This is a genomic window from Kitasatospora sp. NPDC005748 (genome assembly GCF_040630735.1).
Taxonomy (GTDB): Bacteria; Actinomycetota; Actinomycetes; order Streptomycetales; family Streptomycetaceae; genus Kitasatospora.
Genome location: NZ_JBEXYD010000005.1, coordinates 172947 through 193582, shown reverse-complemented (window position 1 = coordinate 193582; position 20636 = coordinate 172947). Strand labels below are relative to the sequence as shown.

Genomic DNA, 20636 nt, shown 5'->3' with positions numbered 1-20636 from the left:
GGCCCGGGCGGCACCGCCCCGACGGGGCTTCAGAGTCCGCCGACGGGCAGCAGAACCACCCGCGCCGGGTCGAACGGCTCCCAGCGGGCCGGGCGACCGCTCCGGGCCACCCTCAGCCGGCACCAGCGCCGTCCGCCCGCGTCCTGCCACCATCCGCTGATCCGCCCGAGGGCCCATCGGTCGTCGTCGAAGTGCACCTCGACCGGCTGGTAGACCCACTCCACCTCGGTGTCCACCGGGCCCGCGCCCCGCTCCGGTCCACCCCGCTCCGGTCCGTCCGGCCCGGGTTCACCCCACCCCGGTCCGCCCGGTCCTGCTCCGCGCGGGTCTGTTCCGCGCGGCTCTGTTCCGTTCCGTGCCTCGCGCCTGCCTTCGAGTACGGGCATGCCCCGACCTTCCACCACGGTTGCGCCCTCCCGTTCCGGTGCGGTCGCCGGCTCCCCGACGGGACGGCCGCGCGACCGGGCGTAGTCGCCACCCGAACGACTCTACAGCGCTGTAGAGGATCCGCGCCGGAGCCCGCCCGAATCATCGGTGGGCCGCCCGCCCGCCGACCGGACCACCGGCCGACCGCACCACCGGCCGCCCGCCCGCCGACCGGACCACCGGCCGACCGCACCACCAGCGGGCCGCACCGCCCGCCGACCGGACCACCGGCCGCCCGCCCCGGTCAGGACGGCTGCAGGGCCCTCGCCAGGTCCTCCGCCTCGCGCAGCTGCGCGACGCCCAGCCGCCGCAGGCCCCGGAGCAGCAGGGCGGCGTCCGCGAGGGCGGCGTCCGCGACGGCGGCGTCCGGCCCGGGCAGTTCCGGCGGCAGCGGCATCCCGAGGAGCGCCGCCAGGTCGCCCGCCGGGATGCCCAGCACGAGCGCGAAGTCGGCGACCAGGTCCGGGGTGGGCGCGTCCGCCCCGGAGGAGATCCGCCCGTACGCGTCGGACATCCAGTACCGGCCGGTGAGCAGGTGGAAGATCTTCGTGGTTCCGGTCCACCCGAGGTTCCGGGTGGCGACCATCCGCATCAGCAGGTTCCCGGCGGAGGCCGGGTCCGGCGCCGAGGCGGGCAGCCCCTCGATCCGCCCCGGCCGGTCGGCCGGCGGCAGCGAGGCGACGAAGGAGCGCAGTTCCGCCCGCCGGTCGGCCGGCAGCGCCATGCCGAACCGCACCACGCCGACGATCGAGGTGGTGGCCATCCCGCCGGCCGGCGCGAGGTCCGCCGGCAGCGGCAGCGCCGCGATCTCGAACAGGTCGGCGGTGTCCAGGCCGAGGGCGGGCGCGAGTCGGCGCAGCAGCGCCGGATCCGGCGCGGCGCCGTCCAGCACCGCTGCCAGCTCGGCGTCGGTGACGCCGGCCCGGCGGGCCGACTCGGCGGGCTCCGGGCCCCGGTGGTCCAGCAGTCGGGCCAGCAGCGCGGCGAAGCCGGGAAGTTCGGTCATCCCGCCAGCATAGGACGGCCCGGACGCCCGGCGGACCGCTGCCCACCAGGCGCGATGGCAGCTGTCCGGCACCGGCCGGGGGCCGTCGCCGAACCGTCGGCCGGGCGGGCCCCGGCTGCCTCGGCACCAGTCGTCGGTCACCCGTTCGGCCGACGTTCCCGGCCGACACGCTGACGGAGCGTCACCTTCGCGGGGCGGCGGGCCCGCTCCGGGCCTAGCGTCGGCGGAGTGCGCGGTCATGCCCCACCGGGCCGCCCGACCCGCACGACCGACCCGCACGACCGACCCGCCCCGGGGACAGCCGAAGCCCCGACCGCGCCCCGACCCCGCCCTGTCCCCACCTCCTCCCCGTCCCGCATCCCGTGCGAAGGAGCCCCCTTGCCCACCATCACCACCAGCGACGGCACCCGGATCCACTACAAGGACTGGGGCAGCGGCCGCCCCGTCGTCTTCAGTCACGGCTGGCCGCTGAACGCCGACGTGTGGGACGAACAGCTGCGGCTGGTCGCCGGGAACGGCTTCCGTGCGATCGCCCACGACCGGCGCGGCCACGGCCGGTCCGACCAGCCCTGGCACGGTAACGACATGGACACCTACGCCGACGACCTCGCCCAGCTGATCGAGCAGTTGGACCTGCGTGACGCCGTCCTGGTGGGCCATTCGACCGGCGGCGGCGAGGTGGCGCGCTACCTCGGCCGGCACGGGTCGGCCCGGGCCGCCAAGGCCGTCCTGCTCGGCGCCGTCCCGCCGCTGATGCTGCAGGGCCCCGGCAATCCCGAGGGCACGCCCCTCGCCGCCTTCGACGACATCCGGGCCGGGGTCGACGGCAACCGCTCGCAGTTCTACTGGGAGCTCAGCGAGTCCTTCTACGGGTTCGACCGCCCCGACGCGGACCTCGTCGGCGCCGCGGGCATCCGCCGGGCGTTCTGGCTCTGGGGCATGCAGGTCGGCGCGCGCGGCGCGTACGAGTGCGTCCGGCAGTTCTCCGAGACGGACTTCACCGAGGACCTGCGGCGCATCGACATCCCCACGCTGATCGCGCACGGTGACGACGACCAGATCGTCCCGATCGCGGCCGCCGCGCTGAAGGCGGCGAAGCTCGTCCCGGACAACGTCCTCAAGGTCTACCCGGGCGGCTCGCACGGTCTGCACGGGGCGTACCGGACCGCCTTCGAGGCCGACCTCCTGGAGTTCCTCAAGTCCTGAGTGCCCCCGCGCCGCGGCCGTCCCCCCGGGGCCCGGAGGGACGGCCGCAGCGCGGCCGGACCGCCGCTCGTGCCGCTCCCCGTGCTCTCCTCGACACTCGGCCCCGGCCCGCTCCGCACCGCCTCGCGGGGCCCCGATCGGAACCCCGCGGACAGCTAACGCACGGGGGTTCCCGGCTTCGCCCGGACGTGGATGCGTTCACCCTGGGCGCCGAACAGGCTGAGGAACTCGACCGCGTTCGGCCCGGCGTTGCCGAACGCGTGCGGGGTCCTGGTGTCGAACTCGGCGGCCTCCCCGGCGGTGAGGACGAGGTCCTGCGAGCCGAGCAGCAGGCGCAGCCGCCCGGCGAGCACGTAGACCCACTCGTGGCCCTCGTGCACCCGCGTTTCGAGCTCGGGGCCGGCGCCGTGGCCCGGCGGCATGATGTGCTTGTAGGCGTGCAGCCCGCCGAGGTGGCGGGTGAGCGGGATGAAGGTCTGGCCGTAGCGCTTGAACGGGCGGGCGTGGATCCGCGGGTCGCCGGTGGCCGGGGCTCCGACCAGTTCGTCCAGCGGCACCCGGTACTCCCGGGCGAGCGGCAGCAGCAGTTCCAGGGTCGGCTTGCGCTGACCGGACTCCAGGCGGGACAGCGTGCTGAGGGAGATCCCGGTCGCCGCGCTCAGCCCGGCCAGGGTGCTGCCGCGCTCGCGCCGCAGGGCCCGCAGGCGGGGGCCCACCGTGGTCAGGACCGCGGCGAGGTCGTCACCGGCGGCGCCGCGGGGGTCCGCGGTGGGGTCTGCGGTGGGGTGGACGCTGTCGTGGGGGTGGTCGGCCATGGCTCCTATCTGCCGCTCCGGCAAGGGGATTTGTCAAACGGGCATCGGCCGACCGGGTCCCGTCGCCCGCCCCGCCGCCCCGCTCAGTGCCCGCCGCCGAGCATGATCCGGGCTATCAGCTCGCGGCGGCTGGCCACTCCCGCCTTGGCGAACACCGACTTGAGGTGGTCCTGCACGGTGTAGGGCTTCATCGTCAACAGCCGTGAGACGTCCCGGGTGTCGCAGCCGCGCACCAGCAGCACGGCCACCTCCTGCTCGCGCGCGGTCAGCCCGTACGCGGAGAGGTAGAGCGGCATCGCGTCGGCCAGGGTGGCCGCGGTCGCCACCACCGTCACCTCGCCGGCCGCGGAGCCCTGCAGCGACGAACCGTGCAGCACGTACCAGCGGCCGTCGCCGGACTGGATGCGGATCTTCGCCTGGGGCACCGGCAGCCCGCTCGCCGTGCGGCGGGCCTGCTCGGCGGCCATCGCGAAGGCGGTCGGCAGCCCCAGCGAGGTGCGGGACGGGTCGGCCAGGCGGGCGAGCAGTTCCTCGGCCGGACCGGAGATGGCGACCAGCCGGTTCGACGGGCCCAGCACCACGACGGCCGGTCCCGCGTCGGCGTCCGCCCCGCCGCCCGGCGGCAGGTGGCAGGCCCGCAGCGCGTGGCCCAGGTGCCGGGCGGCGGTGTCGGCGAGCTCGCGGTGGCGGCCGAGGAAGTGCCCCCGGTCGGCCGCCCGCATGAACGCGGCGCAGCCCCACATCCCGCCGTGCGCGTCGAAGGTCGCGCGCAGCTCGTCGCCGAACCCGGCCGGGGCGATCTGCTCGCGGAAGCGGGCGGCCCGCTCGGGGCGGCCCTGGGTCGCCCGGCTGAGCGTCTCGGCCCGGACGCCGCTGCGGCGGATCCTGGGGAAGGTGGCCGGGTCGTCGGCCCACACCTCGAGCCGGACGGCGTTCTCGAAGGAGTCCAGGCTGAGGTCGTCACTCAGCACGGAGTTGACCAGACCGGTCGCCGGGTCGGCGGTGTGCCAGCAGACGGCGTCGTACTCCAGGACGTCGCGCAGCAGTTCGTCGGCCCGCCGGAACACCTGCTCGACCGTCAGCCCCGCACCGGCCAACTCCCTTACGCCCTCGATCGCCTGCTGCGCCGCGGCCGCGCGTGACCCACGTGATCCCATGGCCCGGAAGCTAGCACGCACACCAAGCACCGGGCGCGCGCCGATCGGCGGGGTACCGGATCCCCCGCAGGGATGGCACCGGCCCGGTCCCCTACACCGGAGGTCCCGGCCCGTACGCCGGGAGTCCCGGACCCGTACACCCGGAGTGCCGGCCCCGTACGCCGGAACGGCCGACCCCGTACGCCCGGCGTCCCGACCCCGTACGCCCGGGGTCGGGTCCCCGTCCCGCCCCCCGCTACAGCCAGTCGCGCCGCTTGAAGATGAAGTAGAGGCTCACGCAGACCAGCGCCATCAGGCCGATCGCGAACGGATAGCCGAAGGCCCACTTGAGCTCGGGCATCTTCTCGAAGTTCATGCCGTAGACGGTCCCGATCAGGGTCGGCGCGAACAGGATGGCGGCCCAGGAGGAGATCTTCTTGATCTCGTCGTTCTGCATGTGCCCGGCCTCGGCCAGCTGCTTCATCTCCTCGTTCTGCCGCTGCGACACCAGGGTCGCGTTGACGGTGAGGATGTTCTGCAGCATCTGCCGGAAGCCGTCCACCCGCTCGGCGGCGTAGGTGGCGTGGTCGGCGACGTCACGCAGGTACCGCTGGAGCTCGTCGTCGGTGCCGTACTTGCCGAAGCCCGCCTCCAGGCTCTTCATGATCTCCAGCAGCGGCCGGGTGGCCCGCTGGAGCTCGATCACCTCGCGGGAGAGTTCGTAGATGCGCCGGGAGACCTGCGGGTCACCGCCGAACACCTCGGTCTCGATCTCGTCGATGTCGTGCTGGAGACCGGCGATCACCGGCGCGTAGCCGTCGACCACCGCGTCCAGCACCGCGTACAGCACGGCCTCGGGGCCGAGGGCGAGCAGCTCCGGGTCGTCCTCCAGCCGGCGGCGCACCGCGGAGAGGTCGGGCGCCTGCGAGTGGCGCACGGTGAGGACGAAGTCGGGGCCGACGAAGAGGTGGACCTCGCCGAAGTCGACCTCCTCCACGTCGTCCAGGTAGCGGGCGGCGCGCAGCACGACGAACAGCGTGTCGCCGTAGCGCTCCAGCTTCGGCCGCTGGTGGGCGACGATGGCGTCCTCGACCGCGAGCTCGTGCAGGTTGAACCGCTCGGCGGCCTCCAGCAGCTGTGCCTCGGCGGGCCGGAACAGGCCGATCCAGGCCATCGTGCCGGGCTTGGCGGGCAGTTGGCGGTAGATGTCGGCGAGGCTGGCGGGCGGCTCGACCCGGCGGCCGTCGCGGTAGACGGCGGCCTCCACGACGGAGCGCTCCAGCGCCACGGGCTCGACCGGCTGGTCGGGCCGGGGGTCCATCGAGTGCTCGGGCGCCGGCTGGACCTCGCCGCCGGGGGCGGTGTTGTCGGAGCGGGAGAACGGACGCTTGCTCGCGCGCACGGCGCGCACACGCCAGTCGGACATGGCGGGGTACCTCCACGGTTCGGTGTCCGCCGCGCTCCCGGGACGTCGGTCGCGGGAAGCCGGGGCGGGTGGGGAGGCGCCCGGCCGGCCTCCACCGCGCACGGCGCCCGGCCGCGCGGTGGCCCGTCGTCAGCGACGGGCGGTGCGGCGGCGGGGAGCGGGAGCGGTACGGGAGGAGGGGTGCCGGGGGCCAGGAGAAGAGGGGGCGGTGCCGGGGCAGGGCCGACTTCGGCCCGGACTACTGGGATCCACAGCTCTCACCTCCTCGCCGTCGGGGCGCCCGTGCCCCGGGTCGCCGTTACCGGGCCATCAGGGAGCGAGCCACGCCGTACGGCGGAGGGCACGGCTGCCCTGCGGGAACGGGTGGGCACCCCTGATCTCGTCAGAGCTTTGGCACGCCACGGCGTAGCACCCGGGGGTGCAGCCACTTGGGGTCACCCCTTAGGCCGGGGAGACCTGTCCTGAACCTGGGCGTCTCTCGACGTCGTGGGGTCAGTGGCCTGTGTCCGTGGCGACGCCTCACCGAACGAGGTGCCTGCACAACTGTCCCGATTCTAGTACCCGCGCGCCCGTGCCTCCGACCAGGGCCCCGACCGGAGTGGCGCCCCGGCCCCGGCTAGAGGTGCGCGGCCACGTACGGGACGGCGGTCGACTCCAGGCCGCCGACGGTGCCGAACTGCGGGTGGACGTTCACCTCGAAGACCACGCCGCCGCTCTCGGCCGCGAGGTCGACGCCGGCCAGCGGGAGGCCGAGCGACTTGGTCGCGGAGATCGCCAACTCGGCCAGACCGGCCGGTAGTTCACCTTCCGGCAGGACGGCCGAGAGAGCGCCCCGGCTCTCGTTGCAGGGCGCGTCCGGGTCCGGCTGGACGTGCTCGACGGCGCGCACCACGCGTCCGTCGAGGACCACCACCCGGTACTGGTGGCGCCGGCCGTCCGCGGTGAAGTTCCGGGCGTCGCGGGCGATCAGCCAGTCGGCCCCCGCCTCGGCGTAGTAGCGGGCGGCGGCGGCGAGTTGGGCAGCGGTGGTGAGGTGGAAGACGTCGTTGCCGCCCATCCCGACGGTCGGCCGGGCCCAGACGTCGCCGCCGAGCCGGTCGAAGGCCTCGGCGACGGCCCCCGGGGCGGGCCGGGAGAAAGCGACGGTGGGCATGTGCGCGATGCCGTCCCGGGTGAAACGTTCGACGGTGCGGTCCTTCTCGGTGGCCACCCGCCAGGCGTCGACGTCGGTGCCGAGCGAGCGGGCGCCGTGGGCGCCGAGCAGGCGCTGGCACTGCTCGAAGTCGCGGCGCCGGTGCGGCGGGATCTCGTAGACGATCACCGCCCCGGCCGTCACGGCGACGCCCTCGCCGGGCACCTCCAGCCGGAGGCCGCCGCCCGCGCCGGAAGCACCGGAGCCGGAGATCCGGCCGGTGCCGCCGGTCATGAAGTGCCGGGCGTCGAGGAGGACGGGTGACCGGCCGGTGAGTTCCCGCACGGCGGTCGACAGGATCTCCCGGCTGCCCTCGGTCGAGCTGTGATCGGTCATCAGAACGAGCTCGCTTCGGACCATGCCGCCATGGAACAGCTGCCCAGCCCGCGGCGACAAGGGTGCCTGTTGCGCCGCTCCGGCCCCGGATGGCCGAAACCGCCCCTGCCGGGCGGGCGGGTCGTCGGGCCGGCAGGGGCGGTCGCCGGTCGCGCCGGCTCGCGGCGGCTCCGGAAAGCCCGCAGCCCGCCCCGGTGGCGTCCGGGGCGGGCTGTGTCACGGGTGCGGGCGGCGGGCGCGCGTCCCGCCCGCCGCTACGGCCGCGCGGGGGCCGGGCGGACCAGCTCCTTGAGGACGTCCTCCATGGTGACCAGGCCGGAGGCGGTGCCGTCGGCGGCGATCGCGGCGGCCAGGTGGGTGCCGGAGCGGCGCATGGCGGTCAGCACGTCGTCCAGCGGGGTGGACTCGGGGACGCGCGCGATCGGGCGCAGCGCGCGGGCCGGGAACGGCCGGTCGCGGGCGCCGTCCTGCTCCAGGGCGTCCTTGATGTGCAGGTAGCCGAGCACCGTCCGGTCCGCGTCCAGCACCGGGAAGCGGGAGAACCCCGTCCGGGCGGCGAGCTGCTCCAGCTCGACCGGCGTGGTGCCGGGGCCGGCGAAGACGATCTCCTCGCGCGGGGTGACCACCTCGGAGACCGGGCGCGAGCCCAGCTCCAGGGCGTCCCGCAACAGCTCGGTGTCGCGGTCGCTGAGCAGTTCGGCGTCGGAGGAGTCCTTGACCATGCGGGCCAGCTCCTCCTCGGTGAACACCGAGGCGACCTCGTCCTTGGGCTCGACCTTCAGCAGGCGCAGGATCCGGTTGGCGAAGGCGTTGATGGAGAAGGCGATCGGCCGTACCGCGCGGGTCACCGCGACCAGCGGCGGCACCAGCAGGTAGGCGGCCTTCTCCGGCGCGGCCAGGGCGATGTTCTTGGGGATCATCTCGCCGAGCAGCATGTGGAGGTAGGTCGCCACGGTCAGCGCGACGACGAAGGCGATCGAGTGGATCAGGGCGTCCGGCACGCCGACGCTGTGCAGCGGGGGCTCCAGCAGGTGGGCGATCGCGGGTTCCGCGACCGCGCCGAGCACCAGCGAGGAGACGGTGATGCCGAGCTGGGCGGTGGCCAGCATCGCGGAGACGTGCTCCAGACCCCAGATCACCGTGCGGGCGCGCCGGTCGCCGGCTTCCGCGCGCGGTTCGATCTGGCTGCGCCGCACCGAGATGAGGGCGAACTCGCCGCCGACGAAGAAGGCGTTGGTCACCAGCGTGAGCAGCCCGATGACGAGCTGGATCGCGGTCATCGGTTCTCCTCCGGGCGGCGTCCGGTGCCGTCGGCGGCACCGGTGTCCGGGTCGGCGTCGGGTGCCGGGCCGCTGATCCGGACGCGTTCGGCGACGTGGTGCGCGACGGCCGTGACGTGCAGGGTCCAGCCGTGGGTCTCGACGACGTCGCCGGGCACGGGGATCCGGCCGAGGTGGTCGGCGATCAGTCCGGCGAGGGTCTCGTACGGCCCCTCGGTGTCGGGCAGTCCGACGGTGTCGAGCTGGTCGGTGCGGGTGATGCCGTCGGCGTCCCAGCGGTGGCGGCCGTCCTGGCCCTCGCCGAGGTCGATGAGGTCGGGCAGTTCGGCCGGGTCGTGCTCGTCGACGACCTCGCCGACGACCTCCTCGACGATGTCCTCCAGGGTGGCGATGCCGGCGGTGCCGCCGTACTCGTCGATCACCACCGCCATGGTCTCCTCGCCGCGGAGCAGGTCCAGCAGGCGGTCGACGGTGAGCGTCTCGGGCACCAGCAGCGGCTCGGTCACCAGGTTCGCCACCGGGTGCAGGTGGCGCCGGTCGGCGGGGACGGTGAGCGCGTCCTTGATGTGGACGGCACCGACGACCTGGTCGAGGTTGCCGCGGTAGACCGGGAACCGGGACAGCCCGGTGGCCCGGGTGAGGTTGGCGACGTCGGCCGCCGTGGCGTGCTCCTCCAGGGCCCGGACGTCGACCCGGGGGGTCATCACGTTCTCCGCCGTCAGCTCGCGCAGGTTGAGCGAGCGGACGAAGAGTTCGGCGGTGTCGGGCTCTATCGCGCCGGCCCGGGCGGAGTGCCGGGCGAGGGCGACCAGCTCCTGCGGCGTCCGGGCGGAGGCGAGGTGCTCGGCGGGCTCCAGGCCCAGGCGCCGCACCACCCGGTTCGCGGTGTTGTTGAGGTGCCCGATCAGCGGCGAGAAGGCGGCCGAGAAGTAGTACTGCGGCCCGGCCACCACCTTCGCGACGGCGAGCGGGCGCGAGATGGCCCAGTTCTTGGGCACGAGCTCGCCGGCGACCATCAGCACGACGGTGGAGAGCAGGACCCCGAGCAGGATTCCCACGGTGTTGACCGCGCCGCTCGGCAGGCCCAGGGCCTCCAGCGGTGCGCGCAGCAGCCCCGCCACGGCCGGCTGGGCGACCATGCCGATCACCAGGCTGGTGATGGTGATGCCCAGCTGGGCGCCGGAGAGCTGGAAGGTGAGGCGCCGGGCCGCCTTCAGCGCGACGGGGGCGCCGCGCTCGCCGGCGTCGGCGGCGCGTTCGAGGGCGCCCCGCTCGACGGTGGTCAGGGAGAACTCCGCGGCGACGAAGACCGCGCAGGCGGCGGTGAGCACCAGGGCGAGGAGCAGCAGCAGGACGTCGGTCACCGTGCCACCCCCGCCCCGTTGGTCGAACACGTCTTGACGGGAACAGCACGGTGAGAACTGGGAGGTTCGTCCATCGCGGGGTCCGCGACTCCTTCACTGCGACGAGGGTGGCCGGTCGGCGGGCGGCCCGGTCCGGGGGGAACGGGTCACCAGCTCTACAGGAGTGTAAAGGGTTGGCAAATCAGAGTGCCGTAAGGGCCGCCACCTGTGCGGTCGCCGCCGCTTCGGGCCAACCCTGCCGTCGCCGCGGCCGTCACCGCCGCCGGCACGGCCCTCGCCGCCGGTAACATGTGCACAGGTACGCACATGTTGGCTACGATGGTGGGCGTACCCGCACGACGCCGACCGGGGACGGGACCACCGCATGCCGGCCATCCTGCGCGACCGCACCTACCGCCACCTGTTCACGGCCCAGCTCGTCGCCCTGGCCGGCACCGGTCTGGCCACCGTGGCGCTGAGCCTGCTGGCCTACGACATCGCCGGCGACCACGCCTCGGCCGTCCTCGGCACCGCACTGGCGATCAAGATGGTGGCGTACGTCACCATCGCCCCGCTCGCCGGCGCGCTGGCGGACCGGGTCCCACGCCGGGCCCTGATGGTGGCCATGGACCTCACCCGGGCCGCCGTCGCTCTCACCCTGCCGTTCGTCACCCAGGTCTGGCAGGTCTACGCCCTGATCTTCCTCCTCCAGGCCGCCTCCGCCGCGTTCACGCCGGCCTTCCAGGCCACCCTGCCGGAGGTGCTGCCCGCCGAGCGCGACTACACCCGGGCCCTGTCGCTGTCCCGGCTGGCCTACGACCTGGAGAGCCTGTTCAGCCCGGCCCTCGCCGCCGGGCTGCTGACCCTGCTCTCCAGCGGCTGGCTGTTCGCGGGCACCGCCGCCGGCTTCCTCGCCTCGGCGGCCCTGGTGGTCTCCGCCGTCCTGCCCAAACCGGCGCCCGTCGAGCGCGCCGGCGGCGTCTACGCCAAGGCCGCCTTCGGCACCCGGCTGTTCTGGGCCACTCCCCGACTGCGGGCCCTGCTCGCCCTGGACCTCGGCGTCGCCGCCGCGGGCGCCATCGTCTTCGTCAACACCGTCGTCCTGGTCCGCGAGCACTTCCACCGGCCGGCCGGCGCCCTCTCGCTCGCGCTCGGCGCGTACGGCGCGGGCTCCATCCTGGCCGCGCTGCTGCTGCCGCGCGTGCTCGGGCGGATCGGCGACCGGGCGGTGATGCTGCCGGCCGCCTTCGCCCTGCCGGTGGTCCTGGCGGGCGTCGCCGCCGTCACCGCCACCGCCCCGAGCGCGTGGTCCTGGGGCGCCGTGCTGACCGCCTGGGCGGCGATCGGCGCGGCCTGCTCGGCGGTCCTCACCCCCGGCGGCCGGGTGCTGCGCCGCTCCGCGGCCGACGCCGACCTGCCGGCCGCCTTCGCCGCGCAGTTCTCGCTCTCCCACTCCTGCTGGCTGCTGACCTACCCGCTGGCCGGCTGGCTGGCCGCCGGAGCCGGGCTCCCGGCCACCGCCGCGGCCCTCGGCGCCGTCGCGCTCGCCTCGGCGGCCGCCGCCACCGCCCTCTGGCCCGCCCGGGAGGCCGCCGAGCTGGACCACGTCCACGCCGACCTGCCGCCGGACCACCCCCACCTCGGCGACGCCCACCCGGCCGCCGGCGGCTGGCGGCACGGGCACCGCTTCGTCATCGACCAGTACCACCGCCGGTGGCCGGCGCACGGCGACGTCCGCCCCGGCTGACGGCCGGGCACCCCGGGACGTCAGGGGCACCCTTGGCCGCACGGCTCAGCCGAAGAAGCCGAGCGCCCCCAGCGCGCAGACCCCGCCGAGGCCCATGAACACCGGCGTGAGCACCTTGAGCTCGACCCAGCTGCCCGCCCGGAACCGCATGCCCTTCGGCGGCCCCACCGGGTACCAGCGCTTGCGCCCGATCGGGATCGGCCAGAACACCGGGCAGCCCGAGACCGTCAGCGCGTCCCCGAGGCAGTGCACCAGCGAGCCGAGCGCGATCGGCAGGCCGATCCACAGGTACTGCTGCCCGGGCTGGTCGAACAGCCACTGCGAGCCGTTCCCCGGCTTGTCCAGGACGTCCGCCAGGACCCAGGCGCTGGTCGCCCCGAGCAGCCAGACCAGCACGTCGCTGGAGACCCGGGCGTGGCGCCAGAGCAGCCCCTCGATCGCCAGCACCATGTGCACGAAGAGCACCGCCAGCACGCCCCAGCGGCCGCCGTAGACCGCCACCGCGGCCGCGCCGGCGCCGCACAGCACCGCCCACAGCCAGGTGTGGGTCAGCGTCCGGTGCCCGCCCGAGCGGCGCGGGTCGCCCTTCTTCCGGGTCGACCGGTAGGCCGCGTACGAGAGCTTGTCGATCACCTCGCAGAGCGTCCGGGACACCGGCCCGAACGCCCGGGATATCGTCGCCGCCTTGTGGTCCAGATCCGGCGCCAGCGCGGCCCCCGCACAGATCAGCGTTCCCGCCAGCAGCACCGGCCAGGGCATCGGCTCGCCCAGCCCCGCGGCGATCGCCCCCGCCCCCAGCCACGCTGCCGCACCCGACAGCGCATGCGCCGGTCCCATCATGAGCTGGCTCCCGCCCTCGTTCCCAAGCGCCCTCCACGAGGACGTGACGGGGCAGCAGCCTAGCCGTCCAAGATCCACTCCCGTCGCCGGGTCGAACCCGACCGCCCCCGTCGGCAGTGCGCCGCCGAGGGCGCTGTCAAGCACCGCGCCCGCGACACGCCGCCCGGGCGGGACCGGCCGCCGCGATCGCGAGTCCGGGCCCGGGACCCGCTAGCCTGGACGGCTTACGCCCCCGGACCGCCAGCCCCACCGGCCCCGTGCACCGCGCCCCGCCCGCACCCGCCGGAGCCCCACCCGTACCGCCTCGCGCCCCGCAGCGAAGCGCACCGCACGCACCGAAGCGCGCAGCACCGCGCCGCACCGACAAGGAGCCCACCGCCGTGTCCGACACGTTCGCACACCTGCACGTCCACACCGAGTACTCGATGCTGGACGGAGCGGCGAAGAACGGGAAGCTCTTCGCGGAGGCCGAGCGGCAGGGCATGCCGGCCATCGCGATGAGTGACCACGGCAACATGTTCGGCGCGTACGAGTTCTTCCACGCCGCCGCCAAGACCGGCGTGAAGCCGATCATCGGCATCGAGGCCTACGTCGCCCCGGCTTCGCGCTTCCTGAAGAAGCAGGTGTTCTGGTCCCCCGGCGGTCAGCGCCCGGCGAGCTCCGACGGCGAGGGCGGCAAGGACGTCTCGGGCGGCGGCCGCTACACCCACATGACCATGTGGGCGCAGAACGCGACCGGTCTGCGGAACCTCTTCAAGCTCTCCTCGCTCGCGTCGATGGAGGGCTACTACATGAAGCCCCGCATGGACCGCGAGCTGATCGCGGCCAACGCGACCGGCATCATCGCCACCACCGGCTGCCCCTCGGGCGAGGTGCAGACCCGGCTGCGGCTCGGACAGTACGACGAGGCGGTCAAGGCGGCCGGCGCCTACCAGGACATCTTCGGCAAGGAGAACTACTTCCTGGAGCTGATGGACCACGGCCTGTCCATCGAGCAGGACGTCCGCCAGGACCTGCTGCGCCTGGCCAAGCAGCTGAACATCCCGCTGCTGGCGACCAACGACTCGCACTACGTCACCGCCGACCAGGCGGACGCGCACGACAGCCTGCTCTGCGTCGGCGTGGGCAAGAACAAGGACGACCCGAACCGGTTCAAGTTCCAGGGCACCGGCTACTACATCAAGACCGCCGACGAGATGCGCGAGCTGTTCCGCGAGCTCCCGGAGGCCTGCGACAACACGCTGGCGATCGCCGAGCGGGTCGAGTCGTACGAGGACGTCTTCACCTACGTCGACCGGATGCCGCAGTTCGACGTCCCCGAGGGCGAGACCCAGGCGTCGTTCCTGCGCAAGAAGATCGACGCCGGGCTGAAGGTCCGCTACGGCGACAACCCGAGCCAGGAGGTCCTGGACCGGATCGAGCTGGAGATGGGCGTCATCTCCCCGATGGGGTTCGACGCCTACTTCCTCGTGGTCGCCGACATCTGCCAGTACGCCCGCGACAACGGCATCCCGGTCGGCCCGGGCCGAGGCTCGGCGGCCGGCTCGATGGTCTCCTACCTCACCCGGATCACCGAGCTGGACCCGCTGGAGCACGACCTGCTGTTCGAGCGGTTCCTGAACCCCGAGCGCATCAACCCCCCGGACGTCGACATCGACTTCGACGACCGCCAGCGCGACCAGATGGTGCGCTACGTCACCGAGAAGTACGGCTCCGCCTACACCGCGCAGGTCAACACCTTCGGCACGATCAAGGCCAAGGCCGCCGTCAAGGACGCCAACCGCATCCTCGGCTACCCGTTCGCGATGGGCGACCGGATCACCAAGGCGATGCCGCCGGACGTCATGGGCAAGGGCGTCCCGCTCGCGGACCTCTTCAACGAGAAGCACCCGCGGTACAACGAGGGCACCGAGATCCGCTCGCTGTACGCGAACGAGCCCGACGTCAAGAAGATCATCGACACCGGCCTGGGCATCGAGGGCCTGATCCGCGGCACCGGTGTGCACGCCGCCGCCGTCATCCTCTCCTCGACCCCGCTGCTCGACCTGATCCCGCTGCACATGCGGGACAAGGACGGCGTGATCATCACCGGCTTCGACTACCCGTCGTGCGAAGCCATGGGCCTGATCAAGATGGACTTCCTGGGTCTGCGGAACCTGGGCATCATCGATCACTGCATCAAGATCGTCAAGGCCAACCGGGGCATCGACGTCGACATCGAGAAGATCGCGCTCGACGACCCCACCACCTACCAACTGCTCGCCCGCGGCGACACCCTGGGCGTGTTCCAGCTCGACGGCGGCCCCATGCGCGCCCTGCTCAAGCTGATGAAGCCCACCGAGTTCGCCGACATCTCCGCCGTCTCGGCGCTGTACCGGCCGGGCCCGATGGGCATGAACTCGCACACCAACTACGCGCTGCGCAAGAACGGCCAGCAGGAGATCATCCCGATCCACCCCGAGTTGGAGGCCCCGCTCAGCGAGGTCCTCGGCCCCACCTACGGTCTGATCGTCTACCAGGAGCAGGTGCAACGAGCCGCGCAGGTGCTGGCCGGCTACAGCCTCGGCCAGGCCGACCTGCTCCGCCGCGCGATGGGCAAGAAGAAGAAGGAGGTGCTGGAGAAGGAGTTCGTCCCCTTCCACGCGGGCTGCAAGGAGCGCGGCTACTCCGACGAGGCCATCCAGGCGGTCTGGGACGTGCTGGTCCCGTTCGCCGGCTACGCCTTCAACAAATCGCACTCCGCCGCCTACGGCCTGGTCTCGTACCAGACGGCCTACCTCAAGGCCAACTACCCCGCCGAGTACATGGCGGCGCTGCTCACCTCGGTGGCGGACGACAAGGACAAGATGGCGGTCTACCTCGCCGAGTGCCGCCAGATGGGCATCAAGATCCTGTCCCCCGACGTCAACGAGTCCGTGGTCGACTTCACCGCCGTCGGCAGCGACGTCCGGTTCGGTCTGAAGGCCGTCCGCAACGTCGGCGTGCCGGTCATCGAGTCCCTGGTCAAGACCCGCAAGGAGAAGGGCAAGTACGCCTCCTTCGCGGACTTCCTGGACAAGGTCGAGCTGGTGGTCTGCAACAAGCGCACCGTGGACTCCCTGATCAAGGCGGGCGCCTTCGACTCGCTCAGCCACACCCGCCTGTCGCTCAGCACCGTCCACGAGAGCGCGATCGACGCCGTCACCGGCCTGAAGAAGCAGCAGGCGATCGGCCAGGACGACCTGTTCGGCGCCCTGGACACCGGGGACGGCGGCGCACCGGCCATCGGGCTGGACTTCGAACTGACCGACCGGGAGTGGCCGCGCCGGCAACTGCTCAGCCTGGAGCGGGAGATGCTCGGCCTGTACGTCTCCAGCCACCCGCTGGACGGCGCCGAGCACATCCTCTCCCGCAACCGCGACACCTCCATCGCCGAACTCCTCGGCTCCGGCCGCACCGAGGGCGAGGTGCGCCTCGCCGGCCTGATCACCGCCGTCGACCGGCGGATCAACAAGGCGGGCAACGCCTGGGCCATCATCACCCTCGCCGACCGCGACGGCTCGGTCGAGGTGCTCTTCTTCCCCGCCACCTACAACCTGATGGCCGATCAGATGGTCGAGGACAACGTCATCTCGGCCCGGGGCCGGCTCAATGAGCGCGACGGCTCGCTGAGCATCTTCGGCCAGGAGATCACCACCCTCGACGTCTCCTCCGCCGAACTCGGCACCAAGCCGCCGGTGCAGATCACGGCGCCGCTCGGCAAGATCACCCCGACCGTGGTGGGCGAGCTGAAGCTCGCCCTCCAGGCCCACCCCGGCGACGTCCCGGTCCGGCTGCTGACCACCAACTGGGACAAGGACACCCTCTACGAACTCGGCTTCCTGGTGAATCCCGACAACGGACTCGCCTCGGACATCAAGACCCTGCTCGGCACCAACTCCTGGGCGGGCACCCTGTAGCGGACCGCGTCAGCCCTCCGGCCGGACCGGCGTCCCGGCCCGCCGGCCCAGTGCGCGCAGCACCTGGACCGGCAGGCCGGGGTTCCCGGCCGCGACCGCCGCGCTGTCGGGCTCGCGCAGCAGGGCGACCAGGACGGCGGCGGGCAGCCGGGGATTGCGGGCGGCGGCATGACGGACCCCCGGCCCCGGGTCGTCGAGCAGCCGGACCGCCGACGCCGCGGAGAGCCGCGGGTCCGACGCGGCCCGGCACCGCACCTCCTCGGCGGTGTCCCGACCGAGCCGCTCGACCAGCTCGGCCGTCGCCCCCCGGCCGCGAGGTCACAGCGGTTTGCGGGCCTCGATGAGGAAGCGTGCGGAGTAGGCGACGAACGAACCCTCGGCGCGGATCTGCCGGTCCAGGTCGTGGAGCCGGTCGCGATGGGCGGCGACCGTGAAGCCGGGCACCATCCAGATCACCTTCCGGAGGAAGTACACGACCGCGCCGATGTCGAAGAACTCCATCCGCAGCCGCTCGGACCGCAGGTCCGTCACCTCCAGCCCGGCAGCCCGGGCGTCGGCGCTCTCGGTGTCGGGGTGCCGCGCCAGGCGGGCCTCCGGCTGCGGGCCGAGGAAGTACTCGACCAGCTCGAACACCGAGGCCGGGCCGACGTGCTGCGCGACGTACGTACCACCGGGCCGCAGCACGCGGGCGATCTCCGCCCACCAGACCGTCGCCGGGTGACGGCTGGTCACCAGGTCGAACGCCCCGTCGGCGAAGGGCAGCGGGGGTTCGTCCGGGTCCGCGACCACGATCGCTCCCAGCGGGTGCAGCAGCCCGGTCGCCCGGGCCACGTTGGGCGGCCACGACTCGGTGGCGACCATCGCGGGCGGCAGGGGACCGGCGCCGGCCAGCACCTCGCCGCCGCCCGTCTGGATGTCCAGCGCCGCCGAGGCCGCCGCCAGCCGCTCCCCCAGCAGGCGTTGGTAGCCCCAGGAGGGGCGCTGCTCGGTGGCCCGCCCGTCCAGCCAGGAGAAGTCCCAGCCATCGACGGACACGGCCTCGGCCTCGGCAATCAGCTCTTCGAACGTACGCGACATAACCGCATCATCGCGGCCCCGGGCAGGCCCGGCCAACCGGATTTCCGAAGGCGGGGCCGCTGCCGAGGGGAGCACCGGCCGTCCCGGCGCGGCCCGGCGGCCTCCTCGTCGAAGGGGCCGGCGGAGGAATCGGCGACACAGGAGCCGCCCCGCCCCGAGAGCGTCGGCGGTCGCGGAGCCGGGATCGCCGCCCAGGCCCGGCAGGGTGCCCGGGGCGGACGCGCGGGGCCGGGCCGGGGAGTCACCCGGTGTCCCGGCGGCCGACGGAGTGCGTGGCGGTGATCCACCTGCGCCGGGCGGGCCGGGCCGCAGGGCTTCGGCCCAGCCGCGGGGGACAGCGGGTGGAGCGCCGGCGGGTTCGCCGGTGCTGATCGCCCGGGAGGCCCCTCCGGTGGTCGGGGGGGGTGGGAGGGGGCCGAACAGGTCCGCGCGGCCGGTCACCGGGCGGGGCGACGTCCCCGCGGTCGGGTGCTGCGGCCCGGCGTCGGGCCGATTCCTCGGCTGCGGTCCCGGGGCCGACCGGCCCGCTCGGGTCGCCCGGTCGGGTCGCCCGCTCGACGCAGAGGCCGGTCGACGCGGTGTGCGTCGCGGCTCCCCGTCAGGCGGCGGCGTTGCGGGCGGCGGTGGCCCAGGCGGCCGTGACGGCGCGGTGGGCGGTGGCGGTCGCGGTGGCGAGGTCGTCGTCCAGGTGCACTGGGGCGCCGAGGTGGACGTGCAGGGCCGGGCGGCGCGCCGGGGCGGTGGTGAGGCCGGCGAGCTGCTTGACCGCGCCGCCGGAGCTCAGGCGGCGGGCGCCCGCCTGGCCGAGCGGGACCACCGGTGCGCCGGTGGCCCCCGCCAGCCGGGCGAGGCCGCTGCGGAACGGGCCGGGCGCCAGCTCGCCGGAGTCGGAACGGCGCGGCAGGCCGCCCTCGCCGTAGATGAGGACCAGGTGTCCGGCAGCGAGGGCGTCGGCGGCCCGGTCCAGGGCGTCGGCGGCGTGCTCGGTGCCGCGGTGGACGGGGATGTGCCCCTCGTGGCGCAGCAGCCGCCCCAGCAGCGGGACCCGCCAGAGGCCGGCCGTCGCGAGCACCACCGGTCGCGCGCCGAGGCGGTGCAGGGCGGCGAACACGATCGCGGGGTCGGCGAGCGAGGTGTGGTTGGCGGCGACGATGCTCCCGGGTGCGAGCACGGCCTCGGGGTCGGCGCTCACCCGCAGGGAGCCGAAGGCGGGGACGAGGAGTGCGGCGGTTCGGCTGAGCATGGCTGGTGGGTCCTCCGGTGGGCGGGTGAGCTGCCACCAGTGTTCGCCGTTCCGGCCCGGCACGCCTGAGTACCCGTACTCAATGCCGCGCAGATCTGCGGGAGCCCGACTAGGCTCGCCGGATGAGGCGACTCGACGCAGTGGACCGTGCTTTGTTCGACCGAGTGGCGCTGGCGCGCCTGCGCCATGCCCAGCCGTGGCTACGGCGCTTGAGCCGGGCCGCGGACCACGGGGTGCTCTGGATGGGCACGGCCGCCGTGCTGGGGGCGGTCGGCGGCCGGGCCGGGCGGCGGGCGGCGCTGCGCGGGGTCGGATCGCTGGCGATGGCCTCGGCCGTGGCCAACATCGCCGCGAAGCAGCTGACCCGCCGTCCGCGCCCGTTGCTGGACCAGGTGCCGGTGGTGCGGCAGTTGCTGCGGCAGCCGGTGACGAGTTCCTTCCCGTCCGGCCACTCCGCCTCGGCCGCCGCGTTCGCGACGGCCGTGGCGATCGAGGCGCCGCTGCTGGGCGTCGTGGTGGCGCCGGTGGCGGCCGCCGTCGGGGCGTCCCGGATCTACACCGGCGCGCACTACCCCGGAGACGTGCTGGCCGGGTTCGCGCTGGGTTCGGGGCTGGCGGCCCTGACGCTTCGCTGGTGGCCCCGGTCGAACGACCGGCCGCCGCTCGCCGGCCCGCCGCCCCGGCCGGCGCCGGCGCTGACCGAGGGGGCCGGGCTCTCGGTAGTGGTCAACAGCGGTTCGGGGAGCGGGGCGTTGCTCGCCGACGGCCCGGAGGACACCGCGGCCGTCCTGCACACGCTGCTGCCGCGCGCGCAGGTGCGGGTCTGCGGACCGGACGACGACCTGCCCGCCCTGCTCGCCGAGGCGGCCGACCGGGCGGCGGCGGACGGCGGCGCGCTCGGGGTCTGCGGCGGCGACGGCAGTGTCAACCTGGCCGCCTCCCTGGCGGTCGAGCGCGACCTGCCGCTGGCCGTCTTCCCCGGTGGCACGCTCAACCACTTCGCGCTGGACCTCGGGATCGAGTCGCTGGAGGCGACGGCGGGCGCCGTGGAGGCCGGCTCCGCCTGCGGGGTCGACCTGGGCCTGGCCGTCGACGACACCGAGCGGCGGATCTTCCTGAACACCTTCAGTCTCGGCGTGTATCCCGAACTGGTCCGGCTCCGCGAGTCGTTGGAGGGCCGGCTGGGCAAGTGGCCGGCCCTGGCGGTGGCCGTCGCCCGGGCGCTGGGAAGTGCCGAACCGGTCACCGTCGAGGCCGGCGGACGCAGCCGGCGGCTCTGGCTGCTGTTCGCGGGCAACGGCGCCTACGACCCGCCGGGCTTCGCCCCCACCCGGCGGACCGGCCTGGCCGACGGCCTGCTGGACATCCGCGTGGTGGACGGCGGCAGCCCGTTCGCCCGGACCAGGCTGGCGGCGGCCTTCCTCTCCGGCACGCTGTCGCGTTCGCGGGTCTACCACTCGGCCCGGCTGACCGGCCTGGGCCTCGACTCGCTCGGCGACGCCGACCGGATCGCGGTGGACGGCGAGAGTGTGCCGGCGGCCGGTGCCCTGCGGCTGGGCAAGGCGCCGAACGCCCTGACGGTGTACCGCCCCGCGCCCTCGTAGCGCGCGGGGCCGTGGGGCCTG

General features: G+C 74.1%; 16 protein-coding genes and 1 riboswitch. Of the genes, 4 read left to right on the top strand and 12 right to left on the bottom strand.

The genetic code is table 11. The annotated features are described in order from the left end of the window. Positions 1 to 29: 29 nt before the first annotated feature. Positions 30 to 236, bottom strand: coding sequence for a hypothetical protein (locus tag ABZ495_RS06655; protein ID WP_359804702.1), 207 nt, complete (start codon positions 234 to 236; stop codon positions 30 to 32). Positions 237 to 670: 434 nt separating this feature from the next. Next, a complete protein-coding gene (locus ABZ495_RS06650) occupies positions 671 to 1432 on the bottom strand; it encodes a hypothetical protein (RefSeq protein ID WP_359804700.1) in 762 nt (253 codons plus the stop codon). Between the two features lie 378 nt (positions 1433 to 1810). Between ABZ495_RS06650 and ABZ495_RS06645 the strand changes: the two genes are divergently transcribed. After that, the gene (locus ABZ495_RS06645; protein ID WP_359804698.1) at positions 1811 to 2638 is read left to right on the top strand and encodes an alpha/beta hydrolase; all 828 of its coding nucleotides are present in this window, start codon (positions 1811 to 1813) and stop codon (positions 2636 to 2638) included. 155 nt (positions 2639 to 2793) lie between these two features. Here ABZ495_RS06645 and ABZ495_RS06640 read toward each other — a convergent pair whose 3' ends face one another. From ABZ495_RS06640 to ABZ495_RS06615, 6 genes are all read right to left on the bottom strand, one after another. After that, positions 2794 to 3453: a helix-turn-helix transcriptional regulator gene (locus ABZ495_RS06640; protein ID WP_329491402.1), complete on the bottom strand. Its 660-nt coding sequence runs from the start codon at positions 3451 to 3453 to the stop codon at positions 2794 to 2796. A gap of 83 nt (positions 3454 to 3536) precedes the next feature. After that, entirely contained in the window at positions 3537 to 4610 is a 1074-nt protein-coding gene (locus ABZ495_RS06635; protein ID WP_359834751.1) for a helix-turn-helix transcriptional regulator, read from the bottom strand. A gap of 235 nt (positions 4611 to 4845) precedes the next feature. Continuing rightward, entirely contained in the window at positions 4846 to 6015 is a 1170-nt protein-coding gene (locus ABZ495_RS06630; protein ID WP_329491400.1) for a magnesium and cobalt transport protein CorA, read from the bottom strand. 364 nt (positions 6016 to 6379) lie between these two features. Further along, a riboswitch (M-box (ykoK) riboswitch) is annotated at positions 6380 to 6553 on the bottom strand. Between the two features lie 78 nt (positions 6554 to 6631). Next, entirely contained in the window at positions 6632 to 7543 is a 912-nt protein-coding gene (locus tag ABZ495_RS06625; protein ID WP_359834749.1) for an alpha-L-glutamate ligase, read from the bottom strand. A gap of 254 nt (positions 7544 to 7797) precedes the next feature. Beyond that, the gene (locus tag ABZ495_RS06620) at positions 7798 to 8823 is read right to left on the bottom strand and encodes a hemolysin family protein (RefSeq protein WP_352290741.1); all 1026 of its coding nucleotides are present in this window, start codon (positions 8821 to 8823) and stop codon (positions 7798 to 7800) included. Then, a complete protein-coding gene (locus ABZ495_RS06615; RefSeq protein WP_359834791.1) occupies positions 8820 to 10187 on the bottom strand; it encodes a hemolysin family protein in 1368 nt (455 codons plus the stop codon). The genes ABZ495_RS06620 and ABZ495_RS06615 overlap by 4 nt, the downstream gene beginning before the upstream one ends. Before the next feature lie 364 nt (positions 10188 to 10551). Here ABZ495_RS06615 and ABZ495_RS06610 point away from each other — a divergent pair, with 364 nt between their 5' ends. Then, positions 10552 to 11913 (top strand): MFS transporter, encoded by a 1362-nt coding sequence (locus ABZ495_RS06610; protein WP_359834747.1) that lies wholly within the window; start codon positions 10552 to 10554, stop codon positions 11911 to 11913. A gap of 45 nt (positions 11914 to 11958) precedes the next feature. Here ABZ495_RS06610 and ABZ495_RS06605 read toward each other — a convergent pair whose 3' ends face one another. Further along, positions 11959 to 12753, bottom strand: a complete 795-nt coding sequence (locus ABZ495_RS06605; protein WP_329491395.1) for a metal-dependent hydrolase — start codon at positions 12751 to 12753, stop codon at positions 11959 to 11961. 380 nt (positions 12754 to 13133) lie between these two features. Here ABZ495_RS06605 and dnaE point away from each other — a divergent pair, with 380 nt between their 5' ends. Continuing rightward, positions 13134 to 16691, top strand: coding sequence for a DNA polymerase III subunit alpha (gene dnaE / locus ABZ495_RS06600; RefSeq protein WP_352290743.1), 3558 nt, complete (start codon positions 13134 to 13136; stop codon positions 16689 to 16691). Between the two features lie 9 nt (positions 16692 to 16700). Here dnaE and ABZ495_RS06595 read toward each other — a convergent pair whose 3' ends face one another. From ABZ495_RS06595 to ABZ495_RS06585, 3 genes are all read right to left on the bottom strand, one after another. Then, on the bottom strand, positions 16701 to 16946 hold the full coding sequence (locus tag ABZ495_RS06595; RefSeq protein ID WP_359834745.1) for a hypothetical protein: 246 nt from the start codon (positions 16944 to 16946) through the stop codon (positions 16701 to 16703). A gap of 63 nt (positions 16947 to 17009) precedes the next feature. Continuing rightward, positions 17010 to 17768 (bottom strand): class I SAM-dependent methyltransferase, encoded by a 759-nt coding sequence (locus ABZ495_RS06590; RefSeq protein ID WP_359804686.1) that lies wholly within the window; start codon positions 17766 to 17768, stop codon positions 17010 to 17012. Positions 17769 to 18366: 598 nt separating this feature from the next. Continuing rightward, positions 18367 to 19011, bottom strand: coding sequence for a lysophospholipid acyltransferase family protein (locus ABZ495_RS06585; RefSeq protein ID WP_352290746.1), 645 nt, complete (start codon positions 19009 to 19011; stop codon positions 18367 to 18369). Between the two features lie 152 nt (positions 19012 to 19163). On the opposite strand from ABZ495_RS06585, the gene ABZ495_RS06580 reads away from it, so the two are divergent. Beyond that, the gene (locus tag ABZ495_RS06580; protein WP_359804682.1) at positions 19164 to 20615 is read left to right on the top strand and encodes a phosphatase PAP2 family protein; all 1452 of its coding nucleotides are present in this window, start codon (positions 19164 to 19166) and stop codon (positions 20613 to 20615) included. The last annotated feature ends 21 nt before the right edge of the window (positions 20616 to 20636 follow it).